Raw genomic sequence first — 13,118 nt, forward strand, 5'->3', positions numbered from 1 at the left:
TCTGGTGCCAGCAGCCTCATGCAACTGTTCAGGTGTGTGACCAACGCGGGCGGGGAACCGAGCCGGACTGCGGCATCTCCGTGCCAGGGGTCCAACGGTCTCCCGCCCGCCATCCTTATCGCACATCTGCAACACACGGGGGTCCACTGTTCGGCAAACTGGAAGCCCGAGCTTCTCGTCCTTCGCGTGCGGCGCGGTGGACCCCGGAACACGTCCGGGGTGACGGTGGGATGGGGGAACCGTCGTGCTACCCAATTTGCGTTATGGGGTGGCCTTCCCCGTGCCGGGGAGGAGTTGGGTGCGCATGCCCTTGCACCCCCCGCCCCGCTCCGGCAAAGCGGCGCGCATGAAGCGCAAGGCAGGCCAGGACCCCTCGATCACCCAGCATTGGCGCCCTGCGACGCTCGCGGTGCGTGGCGGCACCGCGCGCAGCGAATATGGCGAGACGAGCGAGGCGCTGTTCCTCACCTCGGGCTATACCTACGACAAGGCCGCCGACGCCGCGGCGCGCTTCGCGGGCGAACAGGAAGGGATGACCTATTCCCGCCTGCAGAACCCGACCGTCGAGATGCTCGAGAAGCGCATCGCGCTGCTCGAGGGTGCGGAAGCGTGCCGGACGATGGCGAGCGGCATGGCGGCGATGACCGCGGTGCTCTTGTGCCAGTTGCAGGCGGGCGACCACCTCGTCGGCGGACGCGCGGCGTTCGGGTCGTGCCGCTGGCTGACCGATACCCTGCTGCCCAAGTTCGGCATCGCGACGACGATCGTCGATGCGCGCGATCCGCAACAGTTCCTCGATGCGGTGCGGCCGGAGACAAAGGTGTTCTTCTTCGAGACGCCCGCCAATCCGACGATGGACGTCGTCGATCTGCGCGCCGTCTGCGATATCGCGCGCGAGCGCGGCATCGTCAGCGTCGTCGACAATGCCTTCGCCACCGCCGCGCTGCAGCGGCCGATGGACTTCGGCGCCGACGTCACGGCGTATTCCGCGACCAAGATGATGGACGGGCAGGGCCGCGTGCTCGCCGGTGCGGTATGTGGGACGCAGGACTTCATCGACAACACGCTGCTGCCGTTCACGCGCAACACCGGGCCGACGCTGTCGCCGTTCAACGCCTGGGTGGTGCTGAAGGGGCTGGAGACGCTCGACCTCAGGATCACCCGCCAGTCGGAGAGCGCAATTCAGGTCGGGCGTTTCCTCGAGGGTCGCGTGCCGAAGATCCTTCACCCCGGCCTCGCCAGCCATCCGCAGCACGACCTAGCGATGCGGCAGATGCGGGCGACGGGGCCGATCTTCGCGTTCGAGGTGGCAGATCGCGCGCAGGCGCACGGGCTGCTCGACGCGCTCGCGCTGATCGACATCAGCAACAACATCGGCGATTCGCGCTCGCTGATGACGCACCCCGCCTCGACCACGCATGCCGGCGTCGCCGAGGACAAGCGTATCGAGATGGGCGTGACCGAAGGCATGTTGCGGCTCAACGTCGGCTTGGAAGACCCGCAGGACCTGATCGACGATCTCGACCAGGCGTTGCGGCAGGTCGGCCTGTGAGGACGGGGCTGTGAAGCAGTTCTTCCCGCATGCCGCGACCACCGATGGGGTGACCGTGCGCGTGGCGGTGAGCTATCTGCCCGAACAGTCAGAACCGCAGCGCGGGCGCTGGTTCTGGGCCTATCATATCCGCATCGAGAACGAATCGGATCGCACCATTCAACTGCTCACCCGCCACTGGGTCATCACCGACGGCCGCGGCGCGCGCCATTCGGTCGAGGGCGAGGGCGTGGTCGGCGAACAGCCGCTGATCGCGCCGGGCGCGAGCTTCGACTATGTGTCGGGCTGTCCGCTGCAGACGCCCAATGGCGCGATGCAGGGCAGCTATCGCCTGATCGCGGAGGACGGCAGCCAGTTCGATGCGGCGATCCCCAAATTCGCGCTGCTCGCGCCGGCGGTGGAATCGTGAAGCGGACGCATCTGCCGCTGAACGGCCTGCGCGTGCTCGACGCGGCGGCGCGGCATCTGAGCTTCACCCGCGCCGCGGACGAGCTGGCGGTGACCCCGGCGGCGGTCGGCCAGCAGATTCGCGCGCTGGAGGATACGCTGGGCGTCGTGCTGTTCCGCCGCACCACGCGGGGCCTCGAGCTGACGCCCGAGGCGGAGGCGGGGCTGGGCGCGCTGCGCGGCGGCTTCCTGCAGTTCGAGGAAGCGGTGCGCGCGATGCAGGCGGGGCAATCGTCCAAGTCGCTGACCATCGCCGCGCCGCGCGACCTGACCGAGAAATGGCTGATGCCGCGCCTCGCCGAGGTCGCGCGCGACGATGCCGAACTGCGCTTCGTCCTGCTCGCCGCCGACGACACGGTCGACTTCACCGAAGCCAATCTCGACCTCGCGATCCGCTGGGGCGAGGGGCCGGGCGAGCATGAGGGCGAGGCGCTCGAATCCGAAGGTATGGTGACGATCGCCGCACCGGGGGCGGGCGACACGGTGATCGGCTGGCCGGGCTGTCCCGGCGACGGCAAGGCGCTGGTGCAGGTCGCCGACGCGGGCCTCGCGATCGATGCCGCCTGCGCGGGCCTCGGCCAGGCGACGGTGTCCGAGCTGCTCGCCGCGCGGGCGATCGCCGCGGGATCGGTGGTCGTGGTCGGCGATCCGCAGCCGTCGCGGCTCGGCTATTGGCTGGTCGCGCCGCTGCCGCAATGGCGGCAGGCGAAGGTCCGGGCGCTGGTCGACGCGCTGACCGCGTGACTCCGGCGCTGCGCACGCCGCGGCTGACGCTGCGCGCGCGGGTGGTCGACGATGCCGATGCTTTGTTCGATACGATGGCGGATGCGGACGCCATGCGCTGGTGGTCGCGTGCGCCGGTCGGGTCGGTTGGGGAATTGCGCGCGCACTTTGCGGAGGCGCATCCGGGCTGGCGGGCGTGGGCGGCGGTGCATGAGGGGCGAGCGGTCGGCTTCGTCTCGGCGGGCGAGAAGCGGCAGGGCGGGGTGAGCGAGATCGGCTACCTTTTCGCGCGCGACACCTGGGGCACGGGCCTCGCGCGCGAGGCGGTGGCGGCGGTGATCGCACAGCTCTTCGCCGAGGGGCAGCGCCGCGTCTTCGCCGATACCGATCCCGACAATGCCGGATCGATCCGGTTGCTGGAGCGGCTCGGCTTCACGCTGGAGGGGCGGCTGCGGGCTGAGTGGCATACGCATATCGGCGTGCGCGATTCGTTGATCTACGGGCTGCTGCGCGAGGAGTGGCGCGGCTCATAAGAGAGGTGGCATCCCGCCCGAACCGTTCGTGCTGAGCCTGTCGAAGCACAGGTGAGACTCAGGCCGTTCGACGGGCTCAGGGTGAACGGTGGGTTGGGGCGAGCTACATTATCGGGGAAACCTTGGCGTCACCCCGCCACCAACCCCAGCGCCCGCGTCACCAGCGCGACGAATGCCGCCTCGTCCACCGCCGCATCGCGCCGGTGCCAGCTGGCGCAGACCGCATACCAGCGGCCGTCCTTCGCCTGCGCGAGCAGGTTGAGCGCGATGACGCCGGGTTCGGACCCGCCCTTGAACCCGACATAGCCGAAGCGCGCGCTGGTCACCGGATCGACGCCATGGTTGACCGCGAGCAGCGCGCGCACGACCGGCCCGGCGTCGCGCAGATCCCCGAGCAACCGCGCCATGTCGCGCGGGGCGGCGAACCATTCGACGCTGTCGTTCGCCACCGGACCCGACGAGAACATCATCGGATCGATCGTGGCGGTCGCGATCCGGTCGGCCTGCGCGGTCAGCAAGGCGCGACGCGCGGCGGCATCGCCCTTTGCCCAGGCGGCGGTCAGCGCGGGGTCGCTCTTGAGCGCGAACGCCTCGCGCGTCGTCAGCACCGGGCCGATACCGCCGTAGCGCGCCGCCATCGCATCGACGTTCGCCCGGCCGAGCAGTGCGATCAGCGTGTCGGTCGCGGTATTGTCGCTGATCGAGATCATCAGCGTCGCCAGCGTCTGCACCGTCACCGGCGTACCCCGCGGCCAGCCCTGCAGGATGCCCGACGGAAGCGAGGGCGTGCCGACCGGCACCACCTCGTCCCAGCGGTGCGTGCCGGTCGCGACCTGCCGCGCGAGTTCGGCGAGGACCCACAGCTTGAACGCCGAGCCGAGCGGCGCCTTGGCATCGTCCTTCACCGCAAGGATCGGCGCGGGGGCGGCATCGCCTAGTGCATAGACGCCGAGATGCGTCTCGCCCGGCAGCCTGGCGAGATCGGCGGTGACCTTCGCCGCGCTGTCGTCGCTGGCGGTCGTGCCGGTGATCCGCAGCCCGGCGATCGCATGCGGCGCGGCGGGATCGATCGCGACCAGCATCGTCGCGGTGCCGCGCTGGTAGGCGACCGTCAGCGTCGCCGCCCAGCGACCGTTCGGGACCAATGTCGCGATCCGTTGCGGCGCCCCCAGCGTTGTGCGCAGCTGCTGGGCGAGCGCGGTCCATTGCGGTTCGGGCACCGCCTGGCGGAAGGCGGGCGCGAACAGCGTCGCATAGCCCGGCTTGCCGGCGAGCACGGGGATCAGAGCCTCGCTCTGTGTCCGCACCGCGGGATCGATCGCGACCGTTGCGGTCGGCGGCGTCTGCGCCACCGCCGGTAACGGCGTCAGCACGGCAAGCGCCAGCGCGATCAGTTTTTCAGCTTCCAGCCTTTTCGCAGCAGCAAATAGCATGTCACCCCCAGCGCGATGTCGACGGCGAGGATCGCGACGCTGCCGAGCGCGACCGGCGAATCGGACGTGCCGAGGAAGCCGTAGCGAAACCCCGAGATGATGTAGAAGAACGGATTGGCGTGGCTGAACGCGCGGAAGGCGGGCGCCAGCCGGTCGACCGAATAGAAGGTGCCCGACAGCAGCGACAGCGGCGCGATGACGAAATTGGTCACCGCGGCGGCATGGTCGAACTTCTCTGCCCAGATCGAGGTCAGCACGCCGAGGAACGACAGGAACGCCGCGCCGAGGAACCCGAACCACAGGATTGCGAGCGGATAGACCGGCGTGACGTGCACGCCCGGATACAGCGCCATCGCGCACCAGCAGATGAAGCCGACGATGAACGCGCGCGTCATCGCGCCCCCGACGAGTGCGGCGAGCAGCTCCGCGGTCGACAGCGGCGGTTGCAGATAATCGACGATTGTCCCCTGGATCTTGCCGACCAGCAGCGAGAAGCTGGCATTGGCGAAGGCGGGGCCCATCATCCCCTGGCTGATGATGAGGCCGGGGGCGATGAAATCGGCGAACGGCACGACGATGCCGCCGACATGGACCGGGCTTTTGGAGCCCGTAGCGATGGTGAAGACGATCAGGAAGAGGAGCGTCGTGATCGCCGGCGCCCACACCGTCTGGAGCTGCACCTTGAAGAACCGGCGCACCTCCTTCACATAGAGGGTCTTCAGGCCGCCCCAGTTGACGTTCCGGATGACCGGAACACCGGGGGCGGACCGGATCGCCGATGGAATTTCGCCGATTGGGGGCTGGCTGCTCATGGGCCAAGCGGGTAACCGCAGCCGCAGCCGCCCGCAACCCGGCGCGACAGCAAGGAAGACAAGAATGTCCTGGACCGACGAGCGGATCGATACGCTCAAGACGATGTGGGAAGGCGGGCAGACCGCGAGCCAGATCGCCGAGGCGCTGGGCGGGGTCAGCCGCAACGCCGTGATCGGCAAGGCGCACCGCCTGGGGCTGCAGTCGCGCCCGTCGCCGGTGAAGCCGAACGAGCCCGCCGCGCCGGCGCCCGTCGCTGCGCCTGCACCCGTGCCGGCCGCGCCCGAGCCCGAACCGTTGGTTGCCGCGCCCCCGCCGCCGCCCGCGCCGCCACGCGCCGCCGCGCCGGTGATCGAGGAGGAAGACGACGAAGACGAAGACGACGAGGTCGTCGCCGCGCCCGCGCCGGTACGCGAGCCGCAGCCGATCCTGCGTTCGGTCGGCCCCGGCGGTTTCGTCCGCCAGTCGCCCGGCGAGCAGCAGCCGCCCGCGACGCCCGCGCCGCCGCGCCGGCTGGTCCCCGCCAAGCCTTCGCCCGAGATCGCCGGCAAGACGACCTTGCTCGACCTCAACGACCGCATCTGCAAATGGCCGCTCGGCCACCCCGGCGAGCCCGATTTTCATTTCTGCGGCGAGAAGGTGAACCCGGGCTTCCCCTATTGCGTCGCGCATTGCGGGCATGCGTATCAGGCGCAGCTGCCCCGTCGCGACCGCCGGCCCCCGCCGCCGCTGCCGTTCGGCGGCCCGCGCGTGCGCTGAGCCGGCAAGCCGGCGCAGCACCCGCAGGGCCGCCCGGCCGGCGCGGCTACAGCCGCGTCCGACGTCATGGGCTTCGCCCATGACGGGCCGATATCGAAGGGGCCGCTTCCCACGGGAGGCGGCCCTTTTCATTCCTCCCCGTGCCGGGGTGATGGAAAGGGGCCGGCACCTCGCGGCACCGACCCCTTTCCATCACCCCGCGCGGCGAAGCCGCGTCGTCAGTCGTAGCTGCGCTACGCTGGCCGGGCTTGGGCGGGTCCTGCCCTACGCTTCCGCGTAGTGCAGGCCGCCCTTCGCCTTAAAACCGGAACGCCGCCGTCGCGCGCAGCGAGTGCCAGCGAAACTTGTCGTCCGAACGGCGGAAGTCGGTCGACGTGCCGCCGGCCGCCAGCACGAACGGATTGGTTGCCGGCGCGGTGCCCTGCGTCACCCGCACGCGGGCGTCGTCGTCCTGATACTGGTGATAGGTATATTCGAGGCCGATCGAGAAGTTCTTGCCGAGCTTCTGCTCGACGCCGCCGCCACCGACGATGCCGAACTGCTTGCGCTTGCCGAACTGCGCGAAGCTGTTCGCGGTGTTGGTCGAGGTGAAGCTGCGGTCGATATTGGCATAGCCGGGACCGAAGGTGCCGTAGAACAGCGTCGTGCCGGGCGCATAGCCGATGCGGCCGCGGACGCTGGCTTCCCACTTCACTTCGCGGGTCATCACGTAATTGGCGGGCGTCGTCGAAAAGCCGCTGACGCTGTCGGTGATCTCGGTCTTGCCGAATTCGCCGAGCGCACCGATCACGATGTTGCCGCGCTGCGCATCGAGGCCGATGCGGCCGTAATACGACCAGCCGTCCTTGTCGTTGCGGCAGCCGCCCGGCAGCGGCGTCGCGCCGACCGCGCGGCCGTTGCAGAAGCCCGGCGAGAAGGCGTTGGCGCCCGCTGCGGTCGAGACGGTGTCGCCGAAGCTGCCGTTCGAGCCGCGGTCGAACAGGATGCTCGAACCCACGTCGTTCGGCTGCACGTCATAGCCGCCCGCGGCACCGATGTAGATGCCGCTGAACGGCGTTTCGTCGGTCATGTCCTGTGCCTGCGCGGCGGTGGCGAACAGGGTTGCGGCGACGGCGCCGAAGATGAGAGTGGTACGCATATTGTCTCCGAATGCTGATGCAGTCCGTCGAGGAACGTTCGCAGCCGACTTAATATGCATCAGCCCGGCTAATTCGCCGAAACTGTGATATTTATGCACCATGGCGGCAACGGTGTAGCAACAATAGGGCTGCCGGGGTGCTGGCGTCGCCCGCAATGTTCCCTTATGGTTCCGGTCGATGGCCCAAGATCTGTTCGCGTCCGCCGCGGCGCCCGCCAACGCTTACGATGCCTCGTCGATCGAGGTGCTGGAAGGGCTCGAACCCGTTCGCCGCCGTCCCGGCATGTATGTCGGCGGCACCGACGAACGCGCGCTGCACCATCTGGCCGCCGAAGTGCTCGACAATGCGATGGACGAGGCGGTCGCCGGCCATGCGACGCGGATCGAGGTGACGCTGGAGCCGGGCAACCGCCTGACGATCACCGACAACGGCCGCGGCATCCCGGTCGATCCGCACCCCAAGTTTCCCGACAAGAGCGCGCTCGAGGTGATCCTGTCGACGCTGCATTCGGGCGGCAAGTTCGCCGGCAAGGCCTATGCGACCAGCGGCGGCCTGCACGGCGTCGGCGTGTCGGTGGTCAATGCGCTGTCGAGCGACACGCTGGTCGAGGTGGCGCGCGACCGGCAGCTCTATCGGCAGCGGTTCAGCCGCGGGCTGACGCAGGGGCCGCTGGAGCATGTCGGGTCGGCGCCCAACCGGCGCGGCACCTCGGTCGCCTTCACGCCGGATACCGAGATTTTCGGTCCCGAACTCGCGTTCAAGCCCAGGCGCCTGTACCAGCTCGCCCGATCGAAGGCGTATCTGTTCGCCGGCGTCGAGATTCGCTGGCATTGCGCGCCCGAACTGGTCGAGGGCAGCGACACGCCGGCGGAAGCGGTGTTCCAGTTTCCCGGTGGCCTCGCCGACCATCTCAAGGAGCAGGTGGGCGCGCGCGAATGCGCGACGACCGAATTCTTCGCGGGCAATCAGGATTTTCCAAATGCGCAGGGCCGCGTCGAATGGGCGGTCGCCTGGCCGCTGTGGAGCGACGGCAGCTACAGCTGGTATTGCAACACGATCCCGACCCCCGATGGCGGTACGCACGAACAGGGGCTGCGCCAGGCGCTGGTCCGGGGCTTACGCGCCTTCGGGGACCTCATCCACCAGAAGAAGGCGAAGGACATCACGGCCGACGACGTGATGGTCGGCAGCGAGCTGATGCTCAGCGTGTTCATCCGCGAACCGCAATTCCAGAGCCAGACCAAGGATCGCCTGACCTCGCCGGAAGCGGCCGGCCTCGTCGAAAAGGCGGTGCGCGACCATTTCGACCATTGGCTCGGTCACAATATGGACCGCGGCAAGGCGCTGCTCGGCTACGTGCTCGACCGGATGGACGAACGCCTGCGCCGCAAGCAGGAGCGCGAGGTCAAGCGCAAGACCGCGACCAGCGCGCGCAAGCTGCGCCTGCCCGGCAAGCTGACCGACTGCGCCAACGACGGCAACGAGGGCACGGAGCTGTTCATCGTCGAAGGCGATTCGGCGGGCGGTTCGGCGAAACAGGCGCGCGACCGCAAGACGCAGGCGATCCTGCCGATCCGCGGCAAGATCCTCAACGTCGCATCCGCCACCAGCGCCAAGATCGTCGCCAATCAGGAGATCGCCGACCTGATCCAGGCGCTCGGCTGCGGCACGCGCAAGGACTGCGATGCCAGCCAGCTGCGCTACGAACGCGTCGTCATCATGACCGACGCCGACGTCGACGGCGCGCATATCGCGACGCTGCTGATGACCTTCTTCTTCCAGGAGATGCCCGATCTGGTCCGGCGTGGTCACCTGTATCTGGCACAGCCGCCGCTCTACCGCCTGACCGTCGGCGCCAAGTCGCTCTACGCCCGCGACGACGCACACCGCGCCGAACTGGAGAAGACCGCGTTCAAGGGCAAGAAGGTCGAGGTCTCGCGCTTCAAGGGCCTCGGCGAGATGAACCCCGGCCAGCTTCGCGAAACCACGATGGACCCGAAGACGCGCGGCATGATCCGCATCACCCTGCCGCAGGAATATGAGGAGCGCGCCGGGGTGAAGGACCTCGTCGACCGCCTGATGGGCAACAACCCGGCACACCGCTTTGCGTTCATCCAGGAGAATGCGGCGCGGCTGGATGAAGAGGCGATCGACGCGTAAGGGGTGCGAATAGGGCGCAGCCAAGTGTTTTGTCTGACGCGGCTCAACTGCGATGATGCACGACAATCTTGCGGTAATGTTGCCCATTGGCTAGCATGATCCAGATGTGACCCGGGGGTGGATAATGAAGGCGATTGTATTGGCAGCAATGTTCTCGGTTACAAGCATTGCCATAGCTCAAAATACAACATCTCCCGACGCCGATATTGTCGTGACCGGCAAGAAGGCAGATCAGGCCCGGCAGGTTCGTGATTTCGTCCGGGCGCTGAACGGACTGAGTGGACCGAATCCACTTGCCAAGTTTGATCGCACGGAGCTTTGTCCCATTGCGATTGGTCTTGGCGACGTACACGATCGCGCCATCGCTCAACGTATGCGACGGATCGCGACAGCGGCGGCGATCCCCATTGCGCCGGAAGGATGCAGGACCAACGCACTGGTGATTTTCGCCGACGACAAGGATGCGATGATCGACGCCCTTCGCAAGGCGCATCCGGCCTATTTCCGTACCGGTATTGGATCGACGATCACTGTTCCCCGTCAGAAGGGACCCGTCACCGCCTGGCATCTGTCTGCTCGACTTGACCGTTATGGCGTGCAGATCCCCTCGGAAGGCGAGGAACCGGGGCAGTTCGTTTCTGTCCCCGACGGCGCGTCGCGCTTGGAAGCGAATGTCAGGCCGGTCTTCGTAGCGTCTGTCGTAGTGATCGAACGAAAGGCCGTCGATGGCCTGACGACGACGCAGATCGGCGACTATGCGGCTATGCGATCGTTTGCGGAAATCGATCCGGGCAGGCTGAAGCCCGGACAGGCGCCGACGATCCTGACGATCATGGATAGTTCGATGGACAGCGAAGTGCCGATCACCATGACGCCGTGGGATCTTGGATATCTCCGCGCGCTTTACGCCGTACGGCCATTGCGTTCGGCGATGTCGCAGCGTGCCGAAATGGGCAAGAGGATCAACCATGATCTCGACGCATCGTCGCGGGGGAGCGACACCGACTCCAAAACGGACGCCGCGCAACCGCACTGAGCGTCGCCGCCATTCCGGTGTGCTGGGACCCATCCTGGATAGGACGCAAGGTTGACGCTGCCTCCGCACAGTCGGTATTGGTTGTAACGGGCGGTCTTCACGACCGCCCTTTTCCGTTTGAAGGAGACCTCCCGTGACCATTACGCCACTCATGCCCGTCTATCCGCGGTGCGGGGTGCGTCCGGTGCGAGGCGAGGGGTGCTATCTCATCGGCGAGGACGGCGGCCGCTATCTCGACATGGCGGCGGGGATCGCGGTGAATGCGCTCGGCCACGGCCATCCGCATCTCGTGAAGACGATCGCCGAACAGGCGGCGACGCTGATGCACGTCAGCAACCTGTACGGCAGCCCGCAGGGGGAGGCGCTGGCGGAACGGATCGTCGCCAACAGCTTCGCCGACACGGTATTCTTCACCAATTCGGGGACCGAGGCGGTCGAATGCGCGATCAAGACCGCGCGGCGGTTCCATTATGCCGCCGGCAATCCTCAGCGGACCAAGATCATCACCTTCAACAACGCCTTCCACGGGCGGACGATGGGGGCGATCTCGGCGACCAACCAGCCCAAGATGCGCGACGGCTTCGAGCCGCTGCTGCCGGGCTTCGCCTATGCGCCGTTCAACGATCTCGATGCCGCGCTGGCGCTGATCGACGATAGCACCGCGGGCTTCATGGTCGAGACGATCCAGGGCGAGGGCGGCGTGTCGGTCGGCACGCCGGAGTTCGTCGCCGGCCTGCGCAAGGCGTGCGACGAGCATGGCCTGCTGCTGATCCTCGACGAGGTGCAGTGCGGCTACGGGCGCACCGGCAAGATGTGGGCGTACGAGCATTACGGGATCGAGCCCGATATCATGGCGGTCGCCAAGGGGATCGGCGCCGGCTTCCCGCTCGGTGCCTGCCTCGCTACCGAGCGCGCGGCGTCGGGCATGGTGATCGGCACGCACGGATCGACCTATGGCGGCAATCCGCTGGCGATGGCGGCGGGGCAGGCGGTGCTCGACGTGATGCTGGCGGACGGTTTCCTGGCGAACGTCGAGGCGATGGGCGAGCGGTTGCGCGGCGCCCTCGAGCAAATGATCCCCAACCACGATCATGTGTTCGAGAGCGTGCGTGGGCGTGGGCTGATGCTCGGCCTCAAGCTCAAGGCCGGGGTCGAGCCGCGCGAGTTCGTCGCGCATGCCCGCGACAACCACGGGCTGCTGCTGGTCGCGGCGGGCGAGAACGTCGTGCGCATCCTGCCGCCGCTGGTGATCGAGGATAGTCACGTCGCCGAATGTATCGACAAGCTGAGCGCGGCGGCGCGGGTGTTCGTGCCGGCGAGCGACGACTGACGCCAATCTCCCTCTCCCCCCGGGAGAGGAGCTTAGGGTGAACAGTGCCCCGCACTGTTCAGGACATGCCGGGGGCATGTCCGACCCGAAACTGGGCCCGCGCCGAAGGCGTGGGAAGGGTGAGGGCGACCTCGCGACGGACATCGTCCTCACCCTTCCGCTGCTGCGCAGCTCCCTCCCTCTCCCGGAGGGAGAGGGAAAGAAGGAATTACGATGCGCCATTTCCTGAATCTCACCGATGCCGGCGCCGATGGCGTCGCCGCGATGCTCGCCGATGCGATCGACCGCAAGGCGGCGCGCAAGGGCTTTCCGAGAGGCCGCGTCGATGCCGATGCGCCGCTCGCCGGGCATGTGCTGGCGATGATCTTCGAGAAGAACTCGACGCGCACGCGGGTCAGCTTCGACATGGCGATCCGCCAGCTGGGTGGCACCTCGATCGTGATGGATGCGGGCTCGATGCAGCTCGGCCGCGGCGAGAGCATCGCCGATACGGCGCGCGTGCTGTCGGGTTACGTCGATGCGATCATGATCCGCACCGACGATCACGCCAAGGTGGTCGACATGGCGCGCCATGCGACCGTCCCGGTCATCAACGGCCTGACCGATTATTCGCACCCCTGCCAGATCATGGCGGACCTGCAGACGATCATCGAGGACGGCAAGGCGCTGCCCGGGCTCAAGGTCGCGTGGCTGGGGGACGGCAACAACGTGCTCGCTTCGCTGATGGAGGCGGCCGGGCTGATGCAGTTCGACGTCGTTGCCGCCTGCCCGCAGGGGTTCGCGCCGCCGGAAGAGGATATCGCGCTGGGGCAGGGCCGCGCGCGCGTCGTCGCCAGTCCGCAGGAGGCGGTCGAGGGCGCGGACGTCATCGTCACCGACACCTGGATCTCGATGGGGCAGGCGCATGCCGACACCAAGCTCGCCGCGATGATGCCCTATCAGGTCGACGAGGCGCTGATGGCGGGCGCCAAGCCCGATGCACGCTTCCTCCACTGTCTGCCCGCGCATCGCGGCGAGGAGGTGGTCGACGCGGTGATCGATGGCCCGCAGTCGCTGATCTGGCAGGAGGCGGAGAACCGGCTCCATGTGCAGAAGGCGGTGTTGCGCTGGGTGTTCGGGCAGATCGGCTGACCACATTGTCATCCCGGCGTTCGCCGGGATGACGAAGGGAAGGTGTGGCACCCCAAACTTGACCC

At 67.7% G+C, this 13,118-nt stretch carries 12 protein-coding genes; 9 read left to right on the forward strand and 3 right to left on the reverse strand.

Features of this window, described 5'->3' with window-relative positions:
* Positions 1–346: 346 nt before the first annotated feature.
* Genes M9979_RS16185 through M9979_RS16200 form a run of 4 tightly spaced genes read left to right on the forward strand, consistent with a single transcriptional unit; the run spans position 347 to position 3,255 of the window.
* Entirely contained in the window at positions 347–1,552 is a 1,206-nt protein-coding gene (locus tag M9979_RS16185; protein WP_254290395.1) for a trans-sulfuration enzyme family protein, read from the forward strand.
* Positions 1,553–1,562: 10 nt separating this feature from the next.
* A complete protein-coding gene (apaG, locus tag M9979_RS16190) occupies positions 1,563–1,961 on the forward strand; it encodes a Co2+/Mg2+ efflux protein ApaG (protein WP_254290396.1) in 399 nt (132 codons plus the stop codon).
* The gene (locus tag M9979_RS16195) at positions 1,958–2,743 is read left to right on the forward strand and encodes a LysR family transcriptional regulator (protein WP_254290397.1); all 786 of its coding nucleotides are present in this window, start codon (positions 1,958–1,960) and stop codon (positions 2,741–2,743) included. The genes apaG and M9979_RS16195 overlap by 4 nt, the downstream gene beginning before the upstream one ends.
* Complete coding sequence (locus tag M9979_RS16200; protein WP_254290398.1) at positions 2,740–3,255, forward strand: GNAT family N-acetyltransferase; 516 nt, start codon at positions 2,740–2,742, stop codon at positions 3,253–3,255. Before M9979_RS16195 ends, M9979_RS16200 begins: the two co-directional genes overlap by 4 nt.
* Positions 3,256–3,383: 128 nt before the next feature.
* Here M9979_RS16200 and M9979_RS16205 read toward each other — a convergent pair whose 3' ends face one another.
* Together M9979_RS16205 and M9979_RS16210 are read right to left on the reverse strand one after the other, a co-directional pair.
* A complete protein-coding gene (locus tag M9979_RS16205) occupies positions 3,384–4,688 on the reverse strand; it encodes a serine hydrolase (RefSeq protein WP_254290399.1) in 1,305 nt (434 codons plus the stop codon).
* On the reverse strand, positions 4,646–5,500 hold the full coding sequence (locus tag M9979_RS16210) for an ABC transporter permease (protein WP_254290400.1): 855 nt from the start codon (positions 5,498–5,500) through the stop codon (positions 4,646–4,648). The genes M9979_RS16205 and M9979_RS16210 overlap by 43 nt, the downstream gene beginning before the upstream one ends.
* Before the next feature lie 64 nt (positions 5,501–5,564).
* Between M9979_RS16210 and M9979_RS16215 the strand changes: the two genes are divergently transcribed.
* Entirely contained in the window at positions 5,565–6,257 is a 693-nt protein-coding gene (locus M9979_RS16215) for a GcrA family cell cycle regulator (protein WP_254290401.1), read from the forward strand.
* A gap of 298 nt (positions 6,258–6,555) precedes the next feature.
* Here the strand turns inward: M9979_RS16215 and M9979_RS16220 are convergent, their stop codons facing one another.
* Positions 6,556–7,395, reverse strand: a complete 840-nt coding sequence (locus tag M9979_RS16220) for an outer membrane protein (protein WP_254290402.1) — start codon at positions 7,393–7,395, stop codon at positions 6,556–6,558.
* 178 nt (positions 7,396–7,573) lie between these two features.
* On the opposite strand from M9979_RS16220, the gene parE reads away from it, so the two are divergent.
* The 4 genes from parE (at position 7,574) to argF (ending at position 13,053) form a co-directional block, all read left to right on the forward strand.
* Positions 7,574–9,556 carry a DNA topoisomerase IV subunit B gene (gene parE / locus M9979_RS16225; protein ID WP_254290403.1) on the forward strand — a complete coding sequence of 661 codons (1,983 nt, stop codon included), beginning with the start codon at positions 7,574–7,576 and terminating at the stop codon, positions 9,554–9,556.
* Positions 9,557–9,680: 124 nt separating this feature from the next.
* Positions 9,681–10,592, forward strand: a complete 912-nt coding sequence (locus tag M9979_RS16230) for a hypothetical protein (RefSeq protein WP_254290404.1) — start codon at positions 9,681–9,683, stop codon at positions 10,590–10,592.
* A 133-nt stretch (positions 10,593–10,725) separates the two neighbouring features.
* A complete protein-coding gene (locus tag M9979_RS16235; protein ID WP_254290405.1) occupies positions 10,726–11,922 on the forward strand; it encodes an aspartate aminotransferase family protein in 1,197 nt (398 codons plus the stop codon).
* A gap of 213 nt (positions 11,923–12,135) precedes the next feature.
* Complete coding sequence (gene argF, locus M9979_RS16240; protein ID WP_254290406.1) at positions 12,136–13,053, forward strand: ornithine carbamoyltransferase; 918 nt, start codon at positions 12,136–12,138, stop codon at positions 13,051–13,053.
* The last annotated feature ends 65 nt before the right edge of the window (positions 13,054–13,118 follow it).

It is taken from the genome of Sphingomonas liriopis (assembly GCF_024211255.1).
GTDB lineage: Bacteria > Pseudomonadota > Alphaproteobacteria > Sphingomonadales > Sphingomonadaceae > Sphingomonas > Sphingomonas liriopis.